This is a genomic window from Mesorhizobium sp. M0751 (assembly GCF_040320265.1).
Taxonomy (GTDB): Bacteria; Pseudomonadota; Alphaproteobacteria; order Rhizobiales; family Rhizobiaceae; genus Mesorhizobium.
Genome location: NZ_JAMYPH010000025.1, coordinates 47,447 through 72,356, shown reverse-complemented (window position 1 = coordinate 72,356; position 24,910 = coordinate 47,447). Strand labels below are relative to the sequence as shown.

General features: G+C 62.7%; 20 protein-coding genes. 13 read left to right on the top strand and 7 right to left on the bottom strand.

From position 1 onward, the window contains the following. Positions 1-123 precede the first annotated feature (123 nt). The gene (locus tag NKI19_RS28340) at positions 124-519 is read left to right on the top strand and encodes a hypothetical protein (protein WP_352492673.1); all 396 of its coding nucleotides are present in this window, start codon (positions 124-126) and stop codon (positions 517-519) included. 6 nt (positions 520-525) lie between these two features. Here NKI19_RS28340 and NKI19_RS28335 read toward each other — a convergent pair whose 3' ends face one another. Continuing rightward, positions 526-1,299 carry a gamma-glutamyl-gamma-aminobutyrate hydrolase family protein gene (locus NKI19_RS28335; RefSeq protein ID WP_352492672.1) on the bottom strand — a complete coding sequence of 258 codons (774 nt, stop codon included), beginning with the start codon at positions 1,297-1,299 and terminating at the stop codon, positions 526-528. Positions 1,300-1,583: 284 nt separating this feature from the next. On the opposite strand from NKI19_RS28335, the gene NKI19_RS28330 reads away from it, so the two are divergent. Next, positions 1,584-2,693, top strand: coding sequence for a TRAP transporter substrate-binding protein (locus NKI19_RS28330; RefSeq protein WP_352492671.1), 1,110 nt, complete (start codon positions 1,584-1,586; stop codon positions 2,691-2,693). Between the two features lie 66 nt (positions 2,694-2,759). On the opposite strand, the gene NKI19_RS28325 is transcribed toward NKI19_RS28330, so the two are convergent. The 4 genes from NKI19_RS28325 to NKI19_RS28310 all read right to left on the bottom strand — a co-directional run bounded on the left by NKI19_RS28325 (position 2,760) and on the right by NKI19_RS28310 (position 7,271). Then, positions 2,760-3,782 (bottom strand): zinc-dependent alcohol dehydrogenase family protein, encoded by a 1,023-nt coding sequence (locus NKI19_RS28325; RefSeq protein WP_352492670.1) that lies wholly within the window; start codon positions 3,780-3,782, stop codon positions 2,760-2,762. 16 nt (positions 3,783-3,798) lie between these two features. Then, the gene (locus tag NKI19_RS28320) at positions 3,799-5,577 is read right to left on the bottom strand and encodes a TRAP transporter large permease (RefSeq protein WP_352492686.1); all 1,779 of its coding nucleotides are present in this window, start codon (positions 5,575-5,577) and stop codon (positions 3,799-3,801) included. Next, positions 5,577-6,161 carry a TRAP transporter small permease subunit gene (locus NKI19_RS28315; protein WP_352492669.1) on the bottom strand — a complete coding sequence of 195 codons (585 nt, stop codon included), beginning with the start codon at positions 6,159-6,161 and terminating at the stop codon, positions 5,577-5,579. The genes NKI19_RS28320 and NKI19_RS28315 overlap by 1 nt, the downstream gene beginning before the upstream one ends. Before the next feature lie 204 nt (positions 6,162-6,365). Next, complete coding sequence (locus tag NKI19_RS28310) at positions 6,366-7,271, bottom strand: branched-chain amino acid ABC transporter permease (protein WP_292658326.1); 906 nt, start codon at positions 7,269-7,271, stop codon at positions 6,366-6,368. Between the two features lie 139 nt (positions 7,272-7,410). On the opposite strand from NKI19_RS28310, the gene NKI19_RS28305 reads away from it, so the two are divergent. The 11 genes from NKI19_RS28305 to NKI19_RS28255 all read left to right on the top strand — a co-directional run bounded on the left by NKI19_RS28305 (position 7,411) and on the right by NKI19_RS28255 (position 21,109). After that, positions 7,411-8,019, top strand: a complete 609-nt coding sequence (locus NKI19_RS28305) for a CGNR zinc finger domain-containing protein (RefSeq protein WP_352709104.1) — start codon at positions 7,411-7,413, stop codon at positions 8,017-8,019. Continuing rightward, positions 8,012-8,542, top strand: a complete 531-nt coding sequence (locus tag NKI19_RS28300) for a hypothetical protein (RefSeq protein WP_352492667.1) — start codon at positions 8,012-8,014, stop codon at positions 8,540-8,542. The genes NKI19_RS28305 and NKI19_RS28300 overlap by 8 nt, the downstream gene beginning before the upstream one ends. A 224-nt stretch (positions 8,543-8,766) precedes the next feature. Beyond that, on the top strand, positions 8,767-12,246 hold the full coding sequence (locus NKI19_RS28295) for an indolepyruvate ferredoxin oxidoreductase family protein (protein WP_352492666.1): 3,480 nt from the start codon (positions 8,767-8,769) through the stop codon (positions 12,244-12,246). A gap of 152 nt (positions 12,247-12,398) precedes the next feature. Then, positions 12,399-14,720 carry a putative bifunctional diguanylate cyclase/phosphodiesterase gene (locus NKI19_RS28290; protein ID WP_352492665.1) on the top strand — a complete coding sequence of 774 codons (2,322 nt, stop codon included), beginning with the start codon at positions 12,399-12,401 and terminating at the stop codon, positions 14,718-14,720. 152 nt (positions 14,721-14,872) lie between these two features. After that, a complete protein-coding gene (locus NKI19_RS28285; RefSeq protein WP_352709102.1) occupies positions 14,873-15,655 on the top strand; it encodes an N-acyl amino acid synthase FeeM domain-containing protein in 783 nt (260 codons plus the stop codon). Positions 15,656-15,773: 118 nt separating this feature from the next. Then, complete coding sequence (locus NKI19_RS28280; protein WP_013528205.1) at positions 15,774-15,923, top strand: DUF3096 domain-containing protein; 150 nt, start codon at positions 15,774-15,776, stop codon at positions 15,921-15,923. Positions 15,924-16,096: 173 nt separating this feature from the next. Next, positions 16,097-16,321 carry an aa3-type cytochrome c oxidase subunit IV gene (locus NKI19_RS28275; RefSeq protein WP_292658309.1) on the top strand — a complete coding sequence of 75 codons (225 nt, stop codon included), beginning with the start codon at positions 16,097-16,099 and terminating at the stop codon, positions 16,319-16,321. Positions 16,322-16,402: 81 nt separating this feature from the next. Further along, positions 16,403-17,677: a Re/Si-specific NAD(P)(+) transhydrogenase subunit alpha gene (locus NKI19_RS28270; RefSeq protein WP_352492663.1), complete on the top strand. Its 1,275-nt coding sequence runs from the start codon at positions 16,403-16,405 to the stop codon at positions 17,675-17,677. Then, a complete protein-coding gene (locus tag NKI19_RS28265; protein WP_473557849.1) occupies positions 17,677-18,099 on the top strand; it encodes an NAD(P) transhydrogenase subunit alpha part 2 in 423 nt (140 codons plus the stop codon). Before NKI19_RS28270 ends, NKI19_RS28265 begins: the two co-directional genes overlap by 1 nt. Before the next feature lie 6 nt (positions 18,100-18,105). Next, entirely contained in the window at positions 18,106-19,503 is a 1,398-nt protein-coding gene (locus NKI19_RS28260) for an NAD(P)(+) transhydrogenase (Re/Si-specific) subunit beta (protein ID WP_352565252.1), read from the top strand. A 136-nt stretch (positions 19,504-19,639) separates the two neighbouring features. Continuing rightward, positions 19,640-21,109: a hypothetical protein gene (locus NKI19_RS28255; RefSeq protein ID WP_352492660.1), complete on the top strand. Its 1,470-nt coding sequence runs from the start codon at positions 19,640-19,642 to the stop codon at positions 21,107-21,109. Between the two features lie 109 nt (positions 21,110-21,218). On the opposite strand, the gene NKI19_RS28250 is transcribed toward NKI19_RS28255, so the two are convergent. Both NKI19_RS28250 and gyrB read right to left on the bottom strand, forming a co-directional pair. After that, on the bottom strand, positions 21,219-22,136 hold the full coding sequence (locus NKI19_RS28250) for a hypothetical protein (protein ID WP_352492659.1): 918 nt from the start codon (positions 22,134-22,136) through the stop codon (positions 21,219-21,221). A gap of 245 nt (positions 22,137-22,381) precedes the next feature. Beyond that, positions 22,382-24,853, bottom strand: a complete 2,472-nt coding sequence (gene gyrB, locus NKI19_RS28245) for a DNA topoisomerase (ATP-hydrolyzing) subunit B (RefSeq protein WP_352492658.1) — start codon at positions 24,851-24,853, stop codon at positions 22,382-22,384. Positions 24,854-24,910 lie beyond the last annotated feature (57 nt).

The following is a 24,910-nucleotide window of genomic DNA, read 5'->3' as shown; positions in this document are numbered from 1 at the left end:
CCCCTGGGAATCATTCTGAGCCCTTCGCAGTGTCTGTCCGCCTGACAGCACATGACAGCAAGATGAAGCGCGCCTCCCTGATCTCTTCGAACGCGGCGCGCCTGAAATGCGCGGAGAACCAGGATGAAGACGCTTCCCGCATTAATGGCAGTCGCTGCGCTGTTCGGCAGCGCCCAACTGTTTTACGCCGGTAGCGGTGAAAGCCGTGCAGCCAGTGAGGCACCACCTTCATCCGGCAACTACAGGCTGGTAGCCCATGGCGACGAGGCGTCTTGTGCGGTCAGCCGCGGCGCCGAGATTTCGCAAGGCCTGTCGCTGTTGACCGTCGCCGCAAATTGCCGCCGGGTGTTGCCCGGCGTCGAGCAGGCGAAGTTCTGGCGAGAGCAGGATGACGGCACGGTCACCTTCAGCGCCAACGGTACCGATCCGATCGTCATGTTCTCAGTCGCCGACGGCGATGGTTACGAATCCTACGCGCCGGCGCTACCGCTGCTGACGCTGGCGTCGACCGGCAACTGACGAGCGCTATTCTGCCGCGGCGCGCGACGCGGATTTTGCGGCAGCATGCAGGCGCACCGCATCGCCAAATGCGCGAAATATCTTTAACGAGATGCTGTCCGATTTGACCCAGTATTCGGGATGCCACTGGACGCCGACGGCGAAAGCCCGTGCATCGCGCACCGAAACCGCCTCGACAGTGCCATCGGCGGCGACCGCTTCGACCTGCAGCTTCGGGCCAAGCCGGTCGATGGCCTGGCGATGCACCGAATTGACCATGATGTCGCCGGCGCCGAAGACCCCGGCCAGGCAGCTGCCGGGTTTTATCGACACGCTCTGGCGGATGGCGAAGCGTTCGTCCTGATTGTCGCTTGCCGGCGCACGATGATCGAGCGAACCGGCGCGTTCCTGGATTTCGGTGGCCAGCGTGCCACCCAGCGCCACATTCATCTCCTGGATGCCGCGGCAGATGGCGAGCAACGGCACCCCGCGCTCCACCGCCCGGCGGATCAGCGGCAACGTCGTCGCGTCGCGGGCGGGGTCGTAAGGACCATTAGCTTCGCTGGCGTCACCGCCATAGAGCGAGGGATGAACGTTCGATTTGGAACCGGTGACCATGACGCCGTCGACGGCGGAAAGCAGTTCATCGAAGTCGAGCCGGTCGCCGAAGGACGGTACCAGCAGCGGGAACACGCCTGCACCCGAAAGCGCCGCTTCGAGATATTGCTGTGGCGCGGCATGCCAGGTGTAATTGTCGAACTGGCGGACGTCGGTCGATATGGCGACGAGCGGCTGGTGCATTTGGTCCGGATCCCATCGGGTGCAACGAATTATCTGCCTGCAAAATAGGCGATCCGAAGGCGCATTTCCATGGCAAGTTTCGGCGTGTCGCGTAGGCCAGTTAATCGACCTTAGACTATAGTTGCAAGATCTGCCCCAACGCCGTGAATTTCCCCGAAATGCGCCACTCAAACCGGGCTGCCGCGCTGGACTCGACTCCTTGCCTGTGTATTGTCGGCTCGAAGCCGATCCGGGCGCCGATGTGTCCCGAATGTCGGTCAGTGGATCCAAAAGGGAGGAACTTCATGGATCGTCGTTCGTTCATCCGCAAGGCCGGCACCGCCGGTGTTGGCGCCGCGGCCGCTGCCGCGACACTTGCCGCGCCGGCCATCGCCCAGTCCAATCCGAAAGTGACCTGGCGGCTGGCGTCGTCCTTCCCGAAGTCGCTCGACACGATCTATGGCGGTGCCGAAGTGTTTTCCAAGATGCTGTCGGAGGCCACCGACGGCAACTTCCAGGTCCAGGTCTTCGCCGCCGGCGAACTCGTTCCCGGCCTGCAGGCCGCCGATGCCACCACTGCCGGCACCGTCGAGGCCTGCCATACTGTGGCATACTATTACTGGGGCAAGGACCCGACCTGGGCGCTGGGAGCGGCGGTTCCGTTTTCGCTCAACGCGCGCGGCATAAACGCCTGGCACTATCATGGCGGCGGCATCGACCTGTTCAACGAGTTCCTGGCGACGCAGGGTCTGTTCGGGCTGCCGGGCGGCAATACCGGCGTGCAGATGGGCGGCTGGTTCCGCAAGGAGATCAAAACGGTCGCCGACCTTTCCGGCCTCAAGATGCGTATCGGTGGTTTTGCCGGCAAAGTGGTGCAAAGGCTCGGCGTGGTTCCTCAGCAGATCGCCGGCGGCGACATTTATCCGGCGCTGGAAAAAGGCACGATCGATGCCGCCGAATGGGTCGGCCCCTACGACGACGAGAAGCTCGGCTTCTACAAGGTTGCGCCCTATTACTACTATCCCGGCTGGTGGGAAGGTGGACCGACCGTCCACTTGATGTTCAACAAGGCGAAATACGACGAACTTTCGCCGGCTTACAAGTCGCTGGTGCATACTGCCGCTCAAGCGGCCGACGCCAACATGCTGCAGAAATACGACTATCTCAATCCGGCGGCGGTTAAGCGGCTGGTTGCCGGCGGCGCCAAGTTGAGCCCGTTCAGCCAGGAGATCATGGCCGCCTGCTTCGAAAAGGCCAACGAGGTCTATGCCGAGATGGAAGCCTCGAACGCGCCGTTCAAGAAGATCTGGGACTCAATCAAGGCGTTCCGCAAGGAGCATTATCTCTGGGCGCAGGTGGCCGAGTACAACTACGACACTTTCATGATGGTCCAGCAGCGCAACAGCAAGCTCTGAATCTTGCTGCTCTGCGGCGCCGGCGTTCCTTCGGGACGCTGGCGCCGCAGTGCATCTCGTTTGCGATCAGCCGGGCATTACCAGGACCTTGACCTCACCGGGCGCCGGCGGGTTGGCAATGATCGCCACCGCCTCGTCGAGGCTGACCTGCCGCGATATAAGCCGATCTACCTCGATCGCCCCCGAGGCGATAAGATCGGCGGCCCGGCGATGGGTAAAGGGGTTGAGGAAGGAGCCCAGGACCTTCAACTCGCGGAACAGCAGGTCGAACGGTTCGAACGCCGCTTTCATGCCTCGCGGCATCACGCCGACGATGACAACTGTGCCGCCCGCTTTGGCCAGCCGTAGCGACTGCTCGACGGTGTCTTTCACGCCGGCGCATTCGAACACCACGTCGACTCCGCCCGGCATCAAACCCGACCGGCCGACGATCGCTTCGGTGACGTCGGAAGCGCTGGGATCGACCGTCGCCGTTGCGCCAAGTTGCTCGGCTAGAGCCCGCCGCGAGGCCTGACGCGTCGACAAGATGATGGTCGTCGCACCGGCGAGCTTTGCCAGTTGAACGGTGAGCAAGCCGATCACGCCGCCGCCGAGCACGGCAACCGACGAGCCTGGTTTGATCGCGGCAAGGTCCACGCCATGCAGACAGCAACCGAGCGGCTCGCAGAACGCACCATGCGTCGGCGCCAGATTGTCTGGCAAAACGAAGGCCTGTTTCTGCGGCAGGACAAGATATTCGGCAAAGCCGCCATCGCGATGGATGCCGATGGCGCGCAAATTACCGCAGAGATTGACCCGGCCCGCTTGACAATGCGCACAGCGCCCGCAGGCAATATTGGGGTCGCCGGTGACGCGGTCGCCGACGGAAAAGCCGGATACGGCAAGTCCGATCGCCTCGACGATGCCGGAGAATTCATGCCCGAGCGTCACCGGCGGCGTGCACGGGAATTCACCATGGAAAAGATGCCTGTCGGTGCCGCAGACGCCGCACGCCTCGATCCGCACCAGCAGCTCGTCTGGCCCGGCGGTCGGTTTCTCGACCTCGCACATGGCGAGGCGGCCCACTCGCTCCAGTCGCACCGCCTTCATGGCTACCGGGCCTTCCTCAGTTGAAACTAGGTGGTTGCGACAGATCGATTGCCGGTGCCGCCGGTTTCGCGGGCGGCTTTTCGTCGAAGCTCGGCGGCTGCGACAAATCCGGTGTGGAAGGTGAGGCCGGGGCAGTGCCGCCGTTGGCCGGCGGCGTGCCAAGCGGCGACAAGCCGATGCCAGGCGTTTCAGGCACCTGGTAGTTGATGGTGCCCGGATCGACGACGGTGCCTTTATAGTGCATCACCATCTGCGGGAAGGCGATGGTCAGGCCGATCATGATCACCTGGATGCAGACGAAGGGCACCGCGCCCCAATAGATCTGTCCTGTGGTGACCGGCGCGATCTGCTTGCCGCTGAGCCGGTCGAGATAGGGCACGCGCGCGGCGACCGAGCGCAGATAAAACAGCGCGAAGCCGAAGGGCGGATGCATGAAGGAGGTCTGCATGTTGACGCCCAAAAGCACGCCGAACCAGATCAAGTCGATGCCGAGCTTATCGGCCGCCGGTGCCAAAAGCGGCACGATGATGAAGGCAAGCTCGAAAAAGTCGAGGAAGAAGGCGAGCACGAAGACGAGGATGTTGACGCCAATCAGGAAACCGACTTCACCGCCCGGCAGCGACGTCAACAGGTGCTCGACCCAGATGTGGCCATTGACCCCGTAAAAGGTCAGCGAGAACACCCGCGCGCCGATCAGGATGAACAGAACGAAGGACGACAGCCTGGTCGTCGAGGCCAGCGCCTGCTTGATCACGTCGAGCGACAGCCGCCCCTTCATCGCCGCCATCGCCAGCGCGCCGACGGCGCCCATGGCGCCGCCTTCGGTCGGCGTGGCGATGCCGAGGAAGATGGTGCCCAGCACCAGGAAGATCAGCGCCAGCGGCGGGATCAGCACGATGATCACCTGCTGTGCCAGTCTGGACATCAGGTTGATCTTCAGGCGCTGGTCGACGATCGCCACCACATAGATGAAGATGACGCCAATACTGGCGCCGAGGATATCGGCGTTGCCGCCATGGTTCGGCGCGAGGTAGCGATACGCCGCATAGGAAACCACCACCGCCGCCAGCAGCGCCGCCAGCAGCGACAGCACGCCATGGCCCAGCGTACGGGCCTCCAGCGGCAGAGCCGGCATCGACTTCGGCCGGAAGATCGACATGAGCAGGATGTAGAGCATGTAGATGCCGGTCAAAATGAGCCCGGGGATCAGCGCGCCCTTGTACATATCGCCGACCGAGCGGCCGAGTTGGTCGGCCAGGACGATCAGCACCAGCGACGGCGGGATGATCTGGGCGAGCGTCCCGGACGCGGCAATGACGCCGGATGCCAGCCGGCGGTCGTAGCCGTAGCGCAGCATGATCGGCAGCGAAATCAGACCCATGGCGATGACGGAAGCTGCCACCACGCCGGTCGTCGCGGCAAGCAGAGCGCCGACGAAAATCACGGCATAGGCCAGGCCACCACGGACCGGTCCGAACAACTGGCCGATCGTGTCGAGCAGGTCTTCGGCCATGCCGGATCGTTCGAGCACGATGCCCATGAAGGTGAAGAACGGGATCGCCAGCAGCGTATCGTTCGACATCACCCGGCTGCCATAGAAATTATCCGGCAACGCGTGCAGCAACGGCCAGGCGAGATTGATCGAGCCGCCCGAATAGGGCGACAGCAGTACGCCGATGAAGAAGAACATCAGACCGTTGGCGGCGAGCGAGAAGGCGACGGGGTAGCCGATCAGCAGGAAGACGATCAGCGAGGCGAACATGATCGGCGCCATGTTCTGGGCGATGAACTCGATCACGAGCGCACCTCTTCGACGAGCGCCTTGGCTTCGAGTTCGGCCTGCTCATGCACCGATATGAACGGAGTGGGATCGTCCATCCGACCGCGCATGATGGCGATCTTCTTGATGATCTCGGAAATGCCCTGCAGCGCGAGCAGGAAAAAGCCGACCAGCAGGATCGCCTTCGCCGGCCAGATGATCAGCCCGCCGGAATTGTTCGACATCTCGCCGCTGCGATAAGACAGCGACACATAGGGAACGAAATAGACCACCATCAACGTCACGAACGGCATCAGGAAGAAGACGTGACCGAAAAGGTCGATCCAGTGCTGCACGCGGCGCGAGAACATGCCGTAGACGATATCGATGCGGATATGGTCGTTCTGCTTCAGAGTGTAGGCGGCGGCCAGCATGAAGGCGGCGCCGAACAGATACCATTGCAATTCCAGCCAGGCGTTCGAGGACATGTCGAACACCTTGCGGATGACGGCGTTGGCGGCGCTTACCAGGATTGCCAGCAGGATCAGCCACGAAACCCATTTGCCGATGAATTCGTTCAAACGGTCGATGGTTCTGGAAAGAGCGAGAAGCCCTGCCATGCATTCCTCCCTTGTGTCAGAGCACGCCGGTTCCCTGTCCGTCGCGTCGCTGTGGACCAACGGTATGCAGTGCGTGGTTCGGCGGGTCAACATGGGACAGCCCGCATAAACACAGTTGCGAGGTGACGCCCGGCAAAATGCTGCCTCGTCGTTTGCATGTCCAAGGACATGTGGCGCTTTCATCCAACCAAAGTCGGATGCGGCTCAGGCGATCTTCTGTTGGTCGCGGCCGGAGCCGATCAGCACAAGCATGGCGACGAGGAACAGGTACATCCAGCCGTCCCGCCATTCGAGCGGGAAATAACCGGCCCATAGCGATTCGGCCATGCCGAAAGCGGCGGCGCCCAGTGCCGCCCGCAAAGGCGAGAGATAGCCGCCCACTGCGGTCACGAACAGGATCTTCAACCCGTAGACCAACCCTGTGCCGAAGCTGATGTTTCCGTAGTAGAAGGCGGCGAGCACGCCAGCCAATGCCGCGCAAAGCCCGCCGAAAAGCACCGCACGCCGGAACACCGCGCGGACATCGACACCGCACATCGCAGCGGCCTTGGGATCGTCGGATACGGCACGCCAGCTTCGGCCGAAGCTGGAATGTGTGAACCCCCACGCAGCCAGCGCAATAGCCGCCAGCACGGCGGCGCAATCGAGCAATTGGATCAGCGTCAACGTCGCCTTGAAGCTGGCATTCTGCGCGAAGACGATGGTCTGGGCCAGCATTGGCGGCAACCATAGGTCATGGGTATCGGCGGCGATGCGGCTGGCTTCCGACAAGACCAGCAATATGCCGAGCGTCGTCACCACGATGGCGTTGGGCGAGCGGTCGGCCAGCGGTTCGAAGATGCTTCGCGACAGGACATGGCTGAGCAGCGCCGCATAAAGGAATGCCGCAGCTACGCCGAGCGCGACCGATGCAAACAGCGTCAGCCACAGCGCCTGATAGCCGAACGCCGCGGTGAGGATCATCGTATGCCCGCAAAAGGCGAACAGCGCGCCATAGGCAAGATTGGTACGGTGCAGGATGCCGTTGGTCAGCACGTAGCCGAAGGCAAGCAATGCGTAGAGCGCGCCCGAATGCAGCCCGTTCAGAACCTGCTGGAAGAAATAGAGCATGCAAGACCCTCGATGCATGTCCCGCAATCGGGGCGGGGTTTGGGGCGGACGACATTCTCAATACGGCGATCGCCTCAGTGACGAGCGTTGCACCCGGAATCTAACTTGTCAAACGCGATTTATCGGTTAGATTCTCCATATGACAGTATCCTGGACTCCGCACCGCTTCACCGGTGGCATGCTGGCGCTCGACACGGCGAACACCGTCGTTTTGCGGAACGATCCAAAGGAAACCTTCGACCGTTTCGACGATCCGGCCGAGATCGCCCGCTTTGCCGAAGCGGCGAGTGGCTTTCGCGCCGCCGAGCTCGGCGGCAGGCGGCTCGTGGCGCCGGCGCCTGAAAAGATCGCACCGGTGGTGCTGTCGATCCGGGAGACGACCGATCGGCTGTTTCGCGGCGCGGTATCGAAAGGTGCGATCGACACCGCCGACATGCCTGAGTTCCTGGAAGCCTGCGCCGATGGCCTCGCCCATGGCCACACCGAAATCGGCACGCCCGGGAAACCGTTCGGCGACCCGGCAAATCCGATCGCCTTCGAGGCGGCGCTTGCGGTCTCGGCGCTGTCGCTGCTGCGCAGCGACACCATCGCCAGGCTGAGGATATGTCCGAACTGCAGCTGGCTGTTTGTCGACCGAAGCCGCAATTCCAGCCGCCTCTGGTGCGACATGGCGGTGTGCGGCAACCGCCAGAAGGCAAACCGATACTATCGCCGCCGAACCGCGGCCAGGGAGGTCACCAATGTCTAAGAAATGTTCGCGCGCGATGATTGTCGTCGCGGCGTTGTTTGCGGCGGCCGCGCTCGGCGCCTGCCGTGATTCCGGCAAGGACCAGCTGTTCGCCATTTCCGGGAAGCTGTTCGAGTTCAACTACCGGCTGGGTATCGCCACCTATGTCATCACCCTCAATCCGCTGCGGCCGGTGGGTGAGGGGCAGGTCGCTGTGGTCTCCTTCCAGAACCCGGCCGGTGGTGATCCGATCATCGTCACCCAGAAAATATGGCCGAAGCTGCCGCATGTGACGCTCACCAGCCCGCCGCTCACCTGCGTTGTCAAGGACAAGCCCTATGCGGTGTCGATCCGCATCGAGGATTCCAGCGGCAAGTTGCTGCAGAGTTTCGAGACCACTCTGACGTCCTCGCTCGACCAGTCGGTCCTGCCCGACCGGCCTCTGGTGGTCGGGCCAGTCTACGAGCTCAACAAGGACTTGGCCGGCCATGTCGACGGCAAGCTGCCCGGTGAACCGAAGCCCAGCTGCCCAAAGGCTGCATGATGCGTCACCAGCGGCACCGACCGCCGCCGGAATTTTCGTGCTTGGCCATCCTCCCCGACAGGCGTTTCGTGGCGCCACACGGCCGCTCACGGATCGTTTGTTGCGGACCGCCTGGCACCTTCGATTTTGTTTGACCTCCCCGGCAAGGGAAGAAAGACTGTGGGCACTCGACTCCGACGTTGGCCGCGCACCTCTAGGCGCGACCTCCGCACAGGAAATGCCTGATGACGCTGCACAATGTCGCGCTCGACGACAAGTTCGACCTGGCAAAGGAGCGCATCTTCCTGTCGGGTGCCCAGGCAGTCATCCGCATGCTTCTGATGCAGCGCGAGCGCGACCGCCGGGCTGGCCTGAACACCGCCGGTTTCGTCTCCGGTTATCGCGGCTCGCCGCTCGGCGGCCTCGACATGCAGCTGTGGAAGGCCAGGAACCAGCTCGCTCAGTCGGACATCGTCTTCCAGCCCGGTCTCAACGAAGAGCTCGCCGCCACCGCCTGCTGGGGCTCGCAGCAGGCCGAATTGCTGGGCGAGGGTACCCATGACGGCGTTTTTTCAGTCTGGTATGGCAAGGGTCCGGGCGTCGACCGCTCCGGCGACGTGTTCCGCCACGCCAATCTCGCCGGGTCATCGAAACATGGCGGCGTGCTGGCCCTGATGGGTGACGACCACATGGCCGAATCCTCGACCAACGCGCATGCCACCGAGTTCCTGTTCGTCGACACCATGGTGCCGATCCTCAATCCGGCCGGCGTCCAGGAGATCATCGACTACGGCCTCTACGGCTTTGCCATGTCGCGTTTTGCCGGCACCTGGGCGGCGATCAAATGCGTCAAGGACAACATCGAATCGACGGCCTCGGTCGATGCCGCGCTCGACCGGCTAGATATCGTCATCCCGGACTTCGACATGCCGTCCGGCGGCCTCAACATCCGCAACGAGATCGACATGCTCGGCCAGGAGGAGCGGTTGCATGAATACAAGCGCGCCGCCGCTTCGGCCTTCATCCACGCCAATGGGCTGAACCGGATCGTCTATTCGGGCGGCAGCAGCGCCAAGCTTGGCATCGTCACCATCGGCAAGAGTTATCTCGACGTTCGCCAGGCGCTGGAGGATATCGGCATCGACGAAGCGGCCGCCAGTCGCATCGGTATCAGGCTGTTCAAGGTCGGCTGCCCGTGGCCGCTCGACCTGCAGCACATCGCCGACTTTGCTCGCGGCCTCGATACCATCGTCGTCGTCGAAGAGAAACGCTCGCTGATCGAGGTGCAACTGCGCGAGAACCTTTACGGCACAGCGACGCAGCCGGTCATCGTCGGCAAGAAGGACGAGCGCGGCGACTGGCTGTTCCCGGCCAAGGGCGCGCTCGACCCCAACGATATTGCCATCGCGCTCGGTGAGAGGATTTTGCGAACGATCGGCCCGTCGGAAGAAATCGCTGCGCGGGTGGCGAAGTTGCGCCAGTTCCAGGCGATGCTGGCCGACACGTCAGACATCGCCTCGCGCACGCCCTTCTTCTGCTCCGGCTGCCCGCACAATTCCTCGACCAAGGTGCCGGACGGCTCGCTCGCCGCCGCCGGAATCGGCTGTCATTTCATGGCGCTGTGGATGGATCGCAATACGGTCGGCTTCACCGCTATGGGCGGCGAGGGCGCGCAGTGGGTCGGCCAGGCCCCGTTCTCCAAGCGCGAGCACATCTTCCAGAATCTGGGCGATGGCACCTACAACCACTCGGGTGTGCTGGCGATCCGCTTTGCGCTCTCGACCGACGCCAACATCACCTACAAGATCCTCTACAATGACGCCGTCGCGATGACCGGCGGGCAGCCGCACGAGGGCGGCCTGACGGTGGACATGATCGCCAGGCAGGTGCGCGCCGAGGGCGTCGAGCGCATCGCCATCGTCACCGACGAACCGGACAAATATACCGGCAAGGTGGAATTTCCCGCCGGCGCCACCATCCACCACCGCGACGATCTCGATCTCGTCCAGCGCGAGTTGCGTTCGGTCAAGGGCGTCTCGGTGCTGCTCTACGACCAGACCTGCGCCGCCGAGAAGCGCCGCCGCCGCAAGCGCGGCACCTTCCCCGATCCCGACAAGCGTATCTTCATCAACGAGCTGGTCTGCGAAGGCTGCGGCGATTGCGGCGTGCAGTCGAATTGCGTCTCGATCCAGCCGGTCGAGACCGAATTCGGCCGCAAGCGTAAGATCGACCAGTCGAGCTGCAACAAGGACTTCTCTTGTGTCAACGGTTTCTGCCCGTCCTTCGTCACCGTCCACGGCGCCAAAGTCAGGAAAGCCGAAGGCATTGCCGGCGCGGCCGACCCGCTCGCGGGTGTGCCGGCGCCGGCGCCATTTGCGCTCGGTGAACAAGGCTGGGCGGCGATCATCGACGGTGTCGGCGGCACCGGCGTCGTCACCATAGGCGCGGTGCTAGGCATGGCCGCGCACCTGGAAGGCAAGGGCTGCGGCATGATCGACATGGCCGGCCTCGCCCAGAAGGGCGGCTCTGTGTTCACCCATGTCCGCATCGCCCGCACGCCGGACGACATCCACGCCATTCGCGTATCGGCCGGCAAGGCCGATCTCGTGCTTGGCTGCGATCTCGTCGTTTCGGGTGCCAAGAAGGTGTTGGCCGCGGTGCGCGAAGGCCATACCATCTTCCTCGCCAACACCGCCGAGATCATGCCGGGCGAGTTCGCCCGTTCGGCCGATTTCTCGCTGCCCGTCGAGCGGCTGAAGAAAGCGATAAGAACTGCCGCGGGCGACGGCAGGACGCATTTCTTCGACGCTACCCGCACCGCCACCGCGCTGTTCGGCAGCTCGCTTGGCGCCAACATGTTCATGCTCGGCTTCGCCTTCCAGCACGGCGGCTTGCCGCTGTCGGCGGAGGCGGTCGAGAAGGCGATCGAGCTCAACGGCGAGGCGGTAGCGATGAATATCGCGGCATTTCGCTGGGGCCGCCGCGCCGCCCACCAGCCGGATTTCGTCCGCAGCCTTCTCGCCCAGCCGGGCAAGGCCGCGCAGCATGCCGCAATTGCCGAGACGCTGGACGATATAATTGCTCGCCGCGTCGCCTTCCTGACCGCCTATCAGAACGCCGCCTATGGCAAGCGCTATGCCGACAGACTGGCGGCGCTGCGCAAGGCCGAAACCAATGCTGTGCCCGGTTCGACCGTGGTGACCGAGGCTGCCGCAAAGAACCTGTTCAAGCTGATGGCGATCAAGGACGAATACGAGGTAGCGCGGCTTTATACGGACGGCTCCTTTGCCGCAGAGCTCGCAAATCAGTTCCAGAGCTACGGCAAGCTTGAATTCCATCTCGCACCGCCGATCATGGGCAGGCGCGGCAGTGACGGCAAGCCGAAGAAATCGAGCTTTGGCCCGTGGATGATGAACGGGTTCCGCCTGCTGGCGGCGATGAAGGGCCTGCGCGGCACCGCTTTCGACCTGTTCGGCTACAGCGCAGAGAGGCGTATGGAGCGGGAGCTTCTTGCCCTCTATGAAGCCGACCTGGAGCTTGTCGCCGGCGCGCTGGCGCCGGGCAAGATCGAGGCCGCTGCCGCGCTTGTTTCGGTACCGGCGCTCATCCGCGGCTTTGGCCACGTCAAGCGGGCCAGTGCCGAAAAAGCCGCCGGCGAACGCCAGCGTCTGCTCGACCGCCTTTCGACGGCGCCGCTGCGGACGCAGCTTCAAGCCGCCGAATGATTCCGCACCGTGATACGCCTTGTTTACCTGAACTGTAGTTTCCCTGTTTCCGTTGCGTCACCAATGGATGCCGGCAGGGCTCGAAACGCCGCTCTAAACCTTTCTTAAGGCCAATGTGACACTGCTGGGTTCCCCAGGGTTGGGATCCAGGCGTGAATCTGAGACGAAAAAACGAGATTCCGGTCGACGTTTACATTCCGTTCGTGGAAACGCTGTTTCGCGACGGGTTCACGCTGTCGATCGGCCTTGTTGCGCAGACACTCCTCGTCATCCTGGTCTATTGGAAGACCATGGACCTGGCGTATCTTCTCGTTGCCGCTGGGCTCATCATTGTCGGTACTCTGCGCCTTCGCAACATCCGGAAATACGGGCGACTTCCTTCCCCCACGACGTGGGAAGAAGCCCATGATCGTGAAAACGATTACATAATTTTCGGTTCGATGCATGGTTTCATGCTTGGCGCATTCTGTTTCGTCAGCATCTATCTGGCAAATGACAGCCACGACAACTATGCCGAAATAGCCTCTGTTTGCGTCACATTGGCATCGGTCACGTCGATTGCCGGCCGCAATTATGGGTCGCCGCGCATGGTCATGATTTTTATCATAACCACCACATGGCCCATATCGCTTGGCTTTATCCTGCGCGGCGATATCTACCACATCATCCTCGGTCTGATGTCGGCCCCCTTTCTGTTTGCGATCAAGCGGTTCGCCGACATCGTCCGCGAAGTGCTGTTTACCGCCCTGTCGGAGGAAAAGAAGGCGAACCGCATCGCGCAGCGTTTCAACCGCGCGCTCAACACCATGTCGCATGGCCTTGTCATGCTTGGCCCCGACGGCCGGGTGGCGGTGGCCAATGCCGAAGCCGCGCACCTGATGTCGCTCAAATCGGCCGATGCGCTGCTAGGCCGCTCGATCCACGGTCTGCTGATGCGCGGCGCTGCAGGCGGCATGCTGGCGCCGAAGGATTGCCGTTACATCGAAGCCCAGCTGACGCGTGCGTTGCGCGAGGGCCGCGACCGCAAGGTCCTGGTCTCGCTCACCAACGGCCAGCACTATGAATTTTCGGCGCGCGAAGGCAGCCAGGAACTGGGCGTCGTCACTTTCGAGGATGTGACCGCCCGGGTCGAGGCCGAAGACAAGATCCGCTTCATGGCGCGCTACGACAGTCTCACCGGCCTGCCCAACCGCGCCTACTTCCACGAGCTGGTGGTGGAAGCCATGGCCTCAGGGGATCCCGACCGTCTCTGCGGGCTGGTGGTGCTCGATCTCGATGATTTCAAGAGCGTCAACGACACGCTCGGCCATCCGGTCGGCGACGGATTGATCTACGCCGTTGCCGAGCGGCTGGCGGCAGTCGCTGGGCCAGGCATCACCGTCAGCCGCTTCGGCGGCGACGAGTTCATGATCTTCTTCGAGCGCATCGAGGATGAAAGCCACCTGACCGGCCAGGTTGATGAGATCTTTGTCAATCTGCAGGGCGAGGTCGATGTCGCCGGCCACGGATTACGCATCCAGGCCAGCGGCGGCGCGGTGCTGTCGCGGGTCAAGGATACCGACGTTGACGCCATGATCGTCAAAGCCGACCTTGCACTCTACAAGGCCAAGGAGCTTGGCAAGAACGGTTGGCGGCTGTTCGAGGCCTCCATGGATGCTGCCTTCCGCAGCCGTCAGCTGATGAAGGCGGACCTGCGCAGCGCCGTGGAAAATAACGAATTGCGGGTGGTCTACCAGCCGATCGTGGCGATGAGCACGATGCGTATCGCCAGTTGCGAAGCGCTGTGCCGCTGGGATCATCCCGATCTCGGGCCGATTTCCCCCGGTATCTTCATTCCGCTGGCGGAGGAAATGGGGATTATTTCCGACATCAGCACCTTCGTCCTGCATGCGGCCTGCACGGAATGCGCCAAATGGCCGGCCCAGACCAGCGTGTCGGTCAATCTCTCGGCCAAGGATTTCCGCAACCGTGATGTCATCCAGAAGGTTCGCGACGCGCTGGCTGAATCCGGTCTCTCCGCCGGACGTCTGGAGATCGAGGTCACCGAGACGGCGCTGCTCGACGACAAGTCGCTGACACGCCAATATATCGAGGAGTTGAAGCGGCTGGGCGTGCGCATTGCGCTCGACGATTTCGGTACCGGGTATTCGAGCCTCAGCTATCTCCACAAACTGCCGCTCGACAAAATCAAGATCGACCGCTCGTTCCTGATGGATGTCACTCAGAACAGCCGGTCGCTCGAATTGCTCAAGGGTATCGTCAACCTGTCACGGCCGCTGGGGCTTTCGGTTACCGTCGAAGGTGTCGAGACCTTCGAACAGCTCAAGGTCCTGGCATTGCAGGTCAAGCCGGACCTGGTCCAGGGCTTTCTGTTCGGGTCGGCACTCAGCGCGTCCGGCATCGAGACGATGTCAAGCACCGTCTGGCCCTTCGCCAAGGACATCCAGACCGCAAGGAAGGCGCCGCGGCGCTGACTTCGCGCTGAAAAAACCGCGTATTTTAGTATAATTTTATTAATTGTTAACCTTAACGAGCGGTAAACGAGCTCCTACTTATTTTCATCTTTACATCTCATGACCGGTCCGTAGTGTCGGCTGGTGGCGGTAATCGCGGGGAATAAGAGTTCATGTGTGCCCAGTTGAGTTCGCTCGGCCATGCGGCGGGCGCTGGTGGGAAAGATGCGCCCGAGACCATGTCCAGCTTCGCGCAGCATGTTTATGCGCTGCTTGACCGCACGGAGTACCGACGCTGTGAAAGCGGCGAGGACTTCGAAAGCATTTACAGGCTGCGCTACAATTCCTATCGGATGAACGATCTGGTGCCCGAAAATGCGTCCCGTCAGGTCCATGACGAGTTTGACGAACTGCCCAATTGCCATACGTTCGGAATCTACATCGAGGGGCGGCTGGTCAGCACAATGCGCCTGCATAACGTGTCTGCTGATAACGCGACATCACCAGCGCTCAGCGTCTACAAGGACTTGTTGATGCCGCGTCTGGCGGCCGGCGAAGTCTTTATCGACCCGAGCCGTTTTGCCGTGGACGCCGAATGGTCACGGCTTTACCCGCAGATCCCGTATGTGACGCTGCGCCTTGCGGGCATGGCTTGCTTCCATTTCGGCGCGCCTTATTGCATATCCATGATCCGCGAGGACCATGCGGCTTTCTACAAGCGCATCTATCGGGCGCGACCGATCGGCGATGCGCGGCCCTATGCCGGCGTGATCAACTGTTTCGCGCTGCTTTATCAAGCCGATGTCCTGGCGATCAAGAACGAAACCTACGCTCGCTTTCCGTTCTTCCGTTCGACGCCGATGGAGCAGCGCATGTTGTTCGATACGCCCGGTGCCGGCGAACTCGCCCCGCTGACCATCCTGCCCACCGCCAAGTATTTTCGCGAAGCCGCCTGAACGAGCCCATGGAGCCTTCCGGTCGCTTCGGCGTTCTGGGCAAGGTGCAGGTGGTAGGTCGGCATGGCCGGCATCCGCCAAGCATCACTTCGATAGCGATCCGATCAAAGGAACCGATATGACTATTTCCACGCTCGCCCTTACCCCGCTTATCTCGCTGATTGCAGGCGTGCTGATCCTGGTGATGCCGCGGCTGCTCAATTACATCGTCGCCCTTTATCTGATCGTTGTCGGCCTGCTCGGGTTGTTCCCGCATCTCGCCGGCTAACGACATCGGCAATGGCGGACCTGCCATCCATTGGGATTGGTATCGCCGCGCTCCGCGCAGCGATTTCAAGTTTTGCTTGAGATTGTTGGCTGCGGCGATGCGGCATTAGCGCCATTGCCCTTAACGCGGCTTTTCGCTATGTGCCTGAAAGATGTCTTCGAAGGGGTATTCCTATGGCTGAACACACGCCGACCGGTCCTGTCGAACTGGGCGCGAAGATGGACTATGCCGAGCATGATCGGACCTATGCAGGCTTCCTCAGGCTCGCGAAATACGGATCGCTCTTTTGCCTCGCCGTGCTTCTGGCAATGGCTTTCGGCTTTTTTGCGGGAGGCTTCTTCTCAGGAACTATACTGTTCGTTCTGATCCTGGCCGTCGGCGCCTTTATTCTCCGATAACTCCTCCAACCTTTGTCGAAGGCACCGCCCGGGGTCGGTCGGCGTCTTGCGGTAGCGGGTTCCGGCCGAAAGGATCATGCGGTGGGACAGACGGTTTTCATCCCTCGTGAGCTCGACGCGAACGAGCCGCGTGTCGCGGCCTCGCCCGACACGGTGAAGCGGCTGGCGGCATTGGGTTTCGACGTGATTGTCGAAACCGGCGCCGGCACGGCGTCGCGCATTCCCGACGAGGAGTTTGCCAAGGCGGGCGCCGCGATCGGCAAGGCCGGCGATGTTTCCAGGGCCGATGTGGTGCTGAAGGTGCGCCGCCCCATGGACGCCGAGCTGAAGGGCTACAAGTCCGGCGCCGCTGTCATCGCGATCATGGATCTCTACGGCAACGACGCTGCCGTCGCAGCCCTTGCCAAGGCCGCTGTTACTGCCTTTTCCATGGAGTTCATGCCGCGCATCACCCGGGCGCAATCGATGGACGTTCTATCCAGCCAGGCGAACCTCGCCGGCTATCAGGCGGTGATCGATGCGGCTGCCGAATATGACCGGGCGTTGCCGATGATGATGACGGCGGCGGGCACCGTACCGGCTGCGAAGGCGTTCGTCATGGGCGTCGGGGTCGCCGGTCTGCAGGCCATCGCCACCGCGCGTCGCCTCGGTGCCGTGGTCACCGCCACCGACGTACGTCCGGCCGCCAAGGAACAGGTCGCCTCGCTCGGCGCAAAATTCCTGGCAGTCGAGGACGAGGAATTCAAGGCGGCCGAAACGGCCGGTGGCTACGCCAAGGAAATGTCCAGGGAATACCAGGCTAAGCAGGCTGCGCTGACCGCCGAGCACATCGCCAAGCAGGATATCGTCATCACCACGGCGCTGATCCCCGGCCGGCCGGCGCCGAAGCTGGTTTCGGCGGCAATGGTCGCCTCGATGAAACCCGGCTCGGTGATCGTCGACCTTGCGGTCGAGCGTGGCGGCAACGTCGAGGGCGCTGTTCCGGGACAGGTGGTGACCACGGCCAACGGGGTAAAGATCGTCGGCCATCTCAACGTTCCCGGTCGCGTCGCCGCCTCCGCCTCGCTTCTCTATGCCAGGAACCTCTATGCCTTCCTCGAGACGCTGGTCGACAAGGCGACGAAGACGCTTGCCATCAACCGCGACGACGAACTGGTCAAGGCAACCATGCTGACCGATGGCGGCAAGGTCGTGCATCCGGCCTTCGCCAGGGCCGAGCAGGCGCCGCTAAAGGGCCAACATGTCGAACCACCGGCCATTCCGGCCAAGACGATGGTTGCCGAGGCTTCGGCGAAGCCGGCTGCGAAGAAAACGGCCGCTTCGAGGAAGCCCAAGACCACCGGAGGGATCGCGTGATGGATCAGACCCTGCAGAAAGCCCTCGACCAGCTCGACCAGGCGACAGCTGCCGTGCGGCTCGCCGTGCAGAACCTTGCCGTCGCTCCCGGCACTGAGGCGGCCGGCGACGCCGCGTACGCGCTGTCCGGCGGCGCGATCGATCCCTTCGTCTTCCGCTTCGCCATTTTTGTCCTGGCGATCTTCGTCGGCTACTACGTCGTCTGGTCGGTGACGCCGGCGCTGCACACGCCGCTGATGGCGGTCACCAACGCCATTTCCTCCGTCATCGTCGTCGGCGCGTTGCTGGCCGTCGGCATCTCGGCCTCGGGCATCGCCACCGGCTTCGGCTTCGTTGCGCTCATGCTGGTGTCGGTCAACATCTTCGGCGGCTTCCTCGTCACCCAGCGCATGCTGGCCATGTACAAGAAGAAGGAAAAGTAGGCCGCTATGAACGCCAACTTCGCCTCCTTCCTTTATCTGGTCTCCGGTATCCTGTTCATCCTGGCATTGCGCGGCCTGTCGCATCCGACCACGAGCCGCCAGGGCAACATGTACGGCATGATCGGCATGGGCATTGCCATCGCCACGACGCTGGCGCTGGCCACCCCTTCCGCCGGGCGCTTCAGCCTCATAGTGCTCGGGCTGCTGATAGGCGGCTCGGCCGGTGCGGTCACGGCACGGCGCATTGCCATGACCTCGATGCCGCAGCTGGTCGCAGCCTTCCACTCGCTGGTTGGTCTTGCCGCGGTCATGGTGGCGGCTGCCGCCATCTATGCGCCGGAGAGTTTCGGCATCGGCACCATCGCCGATATCCATGCCCAGGCGCTGATCGAGATGAGCCTCGGCGTCGCCATCGGAGCCATCACCTTCACCGGCTCGGTCATCGCCTTCTTGAAGCTCGACGGCCGCATGTCGGGCAAGCCGATCATGATCGGTGGCCGCCACTTCATCAACGCGGCCCTGGGCATTACGCTGATCGTGCTGATCGTGCTGCTCGTCACCACCGAGTCCAAGCTGGTGTTCTGGCTGATCGTTGCCGCCTCGCTGGCGCTGGGCGTCCTTCTCATCATCCCGATCGGCGGCGCCGACATGCCGGTGGTCGTGTCGATGCTGAATTCCTATTCGGGCTGGGCCGCCGCCGCACTGGGTTTCACGCTCGGCAATCTGGCGCTGATCATCACCGGCGCGCTGGTCGGCTCGTCCGGTGCCATCCTGTCCTACATCATGTGCAAGGGCATGAACCGGTCGTTCATCTCGGTCATCCTCGGCGGCTTCGGCGGCGAGACATCAGCCATTGCCGACGACGGCATCGAGCGCACGGTCAAGCAGGGCTCGGCCGAGGATGCCGCCTATCTGATGATGAATGCGCAAAAGGTCATCATTGTGCCGGGCTACGGCATGGCCGTCGCCCAGGCGCAGCATGCGCTGCGCGAAATGGCCGACAAGCTCAAGGCCAACGGCGTCGACGTAAAATACGCCATCCATCCGGTGGCCGGCCGCATGCCCGGCCACATGAATGTGCTCCTGGCCGAAGCCAACGTGCCTTATGACGAAGTGTTCGAACTGGAGGACATCAACTCTGAGTTCGCGCAGGCCGACGTCGCCTATGTCATCGGCGCCAACGACGTCACCAATCCCTCGGCTCGTGACGACAAGTCCTCACCGATCTACGGCATGCCGATCCTCGACGTCGACAAGGCCCGCACCTGCCTGTTCGTCAAGCGCTCGCTCGGCTCCGGCTATGCCGGCATTGACAACACGCTGTTCTACAAGGACGGCACCATGATGCTGCTCGGCGACGCCAAGAAGATGACCGAGGAGATCGTCAAGGCGATGGATCACTGAAACGGCGTCGTTGCCAACCCGCTGCCGATCGTCGAATACAGCCCGGCTCCGCGCCGGGCTTTTTCTTGGCTGTTACCGGTTCTGAAGCTACGATGCCGACCGTCGTCTTGCTAGCGACGTCATCGTGGAGGTGCTGGTGCCCGACCCTGGTTCTGCTGCATCGTCGGCCGCCGATCTGACCGCAGCAGAGAAGGCGCCACGCAAGCGCAGCCAGGCGGTGGTGGTCGTACACGGCATGGGCGAACAACGGCCCATGGACACGTTGAGGGGGTTTGTCCAGGCCGTATGGAGCCACGATCCGGCCCGTGCTCCGTTCTATGCCCATGTCGCCGATCGGGCCGACCCGATGGGTGCGAAGATCAACCAGAGCTGGATCACGCCCGACAGCCGGACCAATTCGCACGAACTCCGCCGGATCACCACGCCCTATGATGTCGATGGCCGCCGCACCGATTTCTACGAGCTTTACTGGGCCGACATCACCCAGGGCACGACCCGGAGCCGCCTTGCTGCCTGGGTGACCACCCTGCTCTGGCGCAAGCCCGCCGATATTCCGCGCGATGTACGCAAACTCTACGTCGTCACGCTTTTGACCACCATCGTCGTCCTCGGCGCGGCGCTGGCGCTCGCAACGTCGGCCTGGCAAGGCTACATCTCCTGGACGACCGGCGTGCTTGTCACGGTTCTGGCGTCGTTCGTCATCTGGTTGGTGGACCAGTTTGGCTTGCCTTATTTCGGCGATGTCGCCGCTTATGTGCGGGCCGAAGCGGCAACGGTCGAGAAGCGGGCGCTGGTGCGCGAGCGTGGCCTCAAGCTGCTGAAGCGCCTTATGACGGACGACGCCTATGACCGCATCGTGCTGGTCTCGCACAGCCTTGGGTCGATCATCGCCTATGATCTGTTGCAGATATTGTGGGCCGATTTCAGGCCTCGAAAGCTGGAAGCCATTCGTGACAGAGCGCGGCTGAAGGCGATCCACGCCGTCGACAAGGCGACGCTGGCCGCCGATGCCGCCGCTTGGCCCGACAGCCTCGACGACCTCCCCGCATTCCGGCGCAGCCAATGGGAACTCTACCGGCAGCTTCGCGTCGGCCACGCCGATCATCCGCTGTCGTGGAAGATCAGCGATTTCGTCACGCTCGGCAGTCCGCTGGCCCACAGCGAGTTTCTGGTGACCTATAACCTCGTCGAATTCAGGCGCGGCATCGCCGAGCGGCTGTTCTCGGCATGCCCGCCGATCGCCGACAGGGCGGCGGGCGGGACCATGCTCTACCAGGAAGGGCGCAGCCATTCGGGAAAGCCGCAGCGGGCGGTGCATCATGGCGCGGTGTTTGCCGCGACGCGCTGGACCAATATTTTCGACAGGGGCAATGGCTGGCTGACGGGCGATCCGATTTCCGGGCAGATGACGGAGAACTTCGGTCCCGGCGTGGAAAACGTTCAGGTCGAGCTGCGCGGCTCGCGCGGCCGCGTCTTCACGCACAGGCTCTACTGGTCGCTGGCGGCGAGCGGCGTCGAGGTCAACGCGCCGGCCGGCACACAGCCGCGCTCGCACCTTGCCGTGCTGCGCGATGCGGTCGATCTTGGCCGCAAGCTGGAGGACTGAGCTATCGGTCGGGCGATGCAGCGCACGACAATGCTGCGCCGGCAGTTGAAAGCAAGGTCCGCTTCGAGGGTAATCTTCCCGAAGCGGACCGAGTTCGCTTAGTCACCGATCAACGATTGGTCAGGAAAATCGCTTCCTCTTCGTCGCGCTGCCTGCCGCCAAGTGCTGCAGCCGCGCTGGCAATGAAGGCCCCGACGACCAGCGACAGCGCGCCAATCAGTGAGAAGGTGGCGCCTGCCTTTCTGGCGGTGTCGGCCGCCTGCTGAGCCTTGACCTTGGCGTCCTGTGCTCTGGCGATTACCGCATCGACGCGAGCGGTGGCATCCGCTTCGGACAGGCCTGTGCGGGCGGCCACTAGCCTTGACAGATAGGTCTTGTCCTCGGCCGATATTTCGCCTGCTGCGGCACTCGCGAGCAGAATGCGCGATGCCTGTGCCGTTGCCGCAGCGTCGCTCTCCGGATTGGCGGCAGCGAGCCTTGCCGGATCGGCCGGGCGGAACAGCGTATCGACGAAATACGATGTGGCGTCGTTAGTCGAGGCGCTACCAGCGTTTGCAGCAGCACCTGCCGAAGCGCCCATTGCCGCGCCGGATGCCACAGTCGAAGCGGCCTGGACACCGGTACCTATCGCGGCCGAAAGCGCCGTGCCGAGCACGCCGGCGACGAGCAGCGTCGCCAGCGCCCAGGCCAGGAAGCCGTGAGCGGTATCGCGGAAGAAGACTTCATCGGTGTGGATGCCGACCCATTTGGTGCGCAGGCGTCCGGCGAGGTAGCCGCCCAGGGCCGACGACAGCCACTGCACGACGATCAGCCAGACGGCGGTGGAAACGGCGAAAGTGGTGACTGACGCACCCGAGCCGGACCATGGCGATACCATGCTCAGCCCAAGCCCGGAGCCGAGCAGCATCAAAGTGAAGGTAAGCGTCGACGCAGCAAAGGCGCCGGCGACGATTGGTCCCCAGCTGACGGCGGGGGAAGCGGATTCCGTCGGTGCGGAAACGTCGACAGTCGTTAGGGTGGACGGCATGGAAGCCCCCTACCTTGCAAACAGCATAATCAGAATAATGATCGGAATCGGGACTCCGAGAAGCCAGAGCAAAATGCCACGTCCCATGGATGCCTCCTGCGGCGATTGTGATCGACTACAATGCCTTGAAAGCCTTTCCGTTCCGGCGGTCCTGGTGATCTTTGTTGCGTTGCAGCAATCGGTATTGGTGCGCCAAGGCGCACCAATGCACTTCATGCCTGCTGGCTGGGTATCTGGATGGCGGCTCAGATGTCCAGATTGGCGACCGACAGCGCGTTTTCCTGGATGAATTCGCGCCTTGGCTCGACTTCGTCGCCCATCAACCGTGAAAACAATGAGTCCGCATCGGTCGCGTCATTGACCTTGACCTGTAAGAGCGAGCGCACATTCGGGTCGAGCGTCGTTTCCCAGAGCTGCTCGGCGTTCATTTCGCCAAGGCCCTTGTAGCGCTGCATGGTCAGGCCCTTGCGGCCGGTGGCAAACACGGCATTGAGCAGTGCCAGCGGCCCGGAAATGTTTTCTGAGACATCCTTGCGGCGCAGCACCGGCGGCTCGCCGTAAACTTCTGCCAGGCGCGGCGCATAGCGGTCGAGCTGGCGTGCGTCGGCGGAATTGATCAGCGCCAGGTCGAGATGTGCGAACTCCTTGACGCTGCGCACCGTGCGCTCGAAGACATAGCCGCCAATGCCCTCGTTCGAGGTCGACATGCGGCCGATCCAGCCGCGCTCGGTATCCTCGGCGATAATGTCGAGACGGCGCGCAACACGCTCGGCCGTCTCGTTGGCGCGGCCGAGATCGGTGAAGATCTCCGGGTTGAGCGCGCCGGCGATCGCCGCCTGCTCGACCACGCCCCTGTTATAGCGGGTATGCAATCCGTTGATGAGCTGGCGGACAGCTAGGGCGTCGTCAATGGCACTGCGCAAGTCCTGTCCGGCCCGCACCTCGCCTGTGCTGAGCGCAAGCGACGCTTCTTCCAGCCCGGAGCCGATCAGGAATTCCTCGAAGGCGGCTTCGTCCTTGATGTATTGCGAGCTCTTCCCGCGCGTCACCTTATAGAGCGGCGGCTGCGCGATGTAGAGATGACCGCGTTCGATCAGTTCCGGCATCTGCCGGAAGAAGAAGGTCAGCAGCAAGGTGCGGATGTGGGCGCCGTCGACATCGGCGTCGGTCATCAGGATAATCTTGTGGTAGCGCAGCTTGTCGGCGTTGAACTCGTCCTTGCCGATCGAGGTGCCGAGCGCGGTGATCAGCGTGCCGATCATGTCGGAGCCGAGCATGCGGTCAAAGCGGGCGCGCTCGACATTGAGGATCTTGCCGCGCAGCGGAAGAATTGCCTGGTTCTGGCGCGAACGGCCGCCCTTGGCCGAGCCGCCGGCGCTGTCGCCCTCGACGATGAAGATCTCGGATTTCGCCGGGTCGCGCTCCTGGCAATCGGCCAGCTTGCCGGGCAACGAGGTGACGCCGAGCGAACTCTTGCGGGTGATGTCGCGTGCCTTGCGCGCGGCCTCGCGCGCGGCAGCTGCCTGGATGACCTTCTCGATGACCGACTTGCCCTCGGTCGGGTGCTCCTCGAGCCAGGTGCCGAGCGCTTCGTTGACAAGCCCTTCGACCACCGGGCGGACCTCGGACGACACCAGCTTGTCCTTGGTCTGCGAGGAGAATTTCGGGTCGGGAACCTTGACCGACAGCACCGCGGTGAGCCCTTCGCGGCAATCGTCGCCGATCAGCGCCACTTTTTCCTTCTTGGTCAGGCCCGAGGAGTCGCCATAGCCGGTTATCTGGCGTGTCAGCGCGCCGCGAAAGCCTGCAAGGTGCGTGCCGCCGTCGCGCTGCGGGATGTTGTTGGTGAAGGCCAGCACGTTTTCATGGTAGCTGTCGTTCCACCACATGGCGACTTCGACGGTGATGCCGTCGCGCTCGGCGCGGATCGAGATCGGCTTATCGAGCAACGGCTTCTTCGTCCGGTCGAGATATCGGACGAATTCTTCGAGGCCGCCATCGTAGTGCAATTCATGGCGCACGATGTCGGCATGGCGGGCATCGGTCAAAACGATGCGCACGCCGGAGTTCAGGAAGGCGAGTTCGCGCAGCCGGTGCTCCAGCGTACCGTAGTCGAACTCGACCATGGTGAAGGTCTCGGACGACGGCAAAAACGTGATTTCGCTGCCGCTGCGCCCTTCATAGGTGCCGGGGACCTTGTCTTGTTCATAACTGCCGGTGATGCGCAGCGGCGCGTCGGCATTGCCATGCGTGAAGCTCATCTCGTAGATATGGCCGTTGCGGCGGATCTTCAGCTTCAGCCAGGCCGACAGGGCGTTGACGACCGACACGCCGACGCCGTGCAGGCCGCCCGACACCTTGTAGGAATTCTGGTCGAACTTGCCGCCGGCATGCAGCTGCGTCATGATCACTTCGGCCGCCGAAATGCCTTCGCCGGTGTGGATATCGGTCGGAATGCCGCGGCCATTGTCGATGACCGTCACCGATCCGTCCGGATTGAGCGTCACCGTCACCAGGTCGGCATGGCCGGCCAGTGCTTCGTCGATGGCGTTGTCGACGACTTCATAGACCATGTGGTGCAGGCCCGAGCCGTCGTCGGTGTCGCCGATATACATGCCCGGCCGCTTGCGAACGGCATCCAAGCCCTTCAAAACCTTGATGGAATCGGCGCCGTATTCGGCTTCAACGCCGTTGGCGATGTCGGTCTGGTCGCTCATGAAAACCTGTCTGATTGATGCCGTGTGCAGAGCGCGAAAAATCGGCTTCGAATCGCG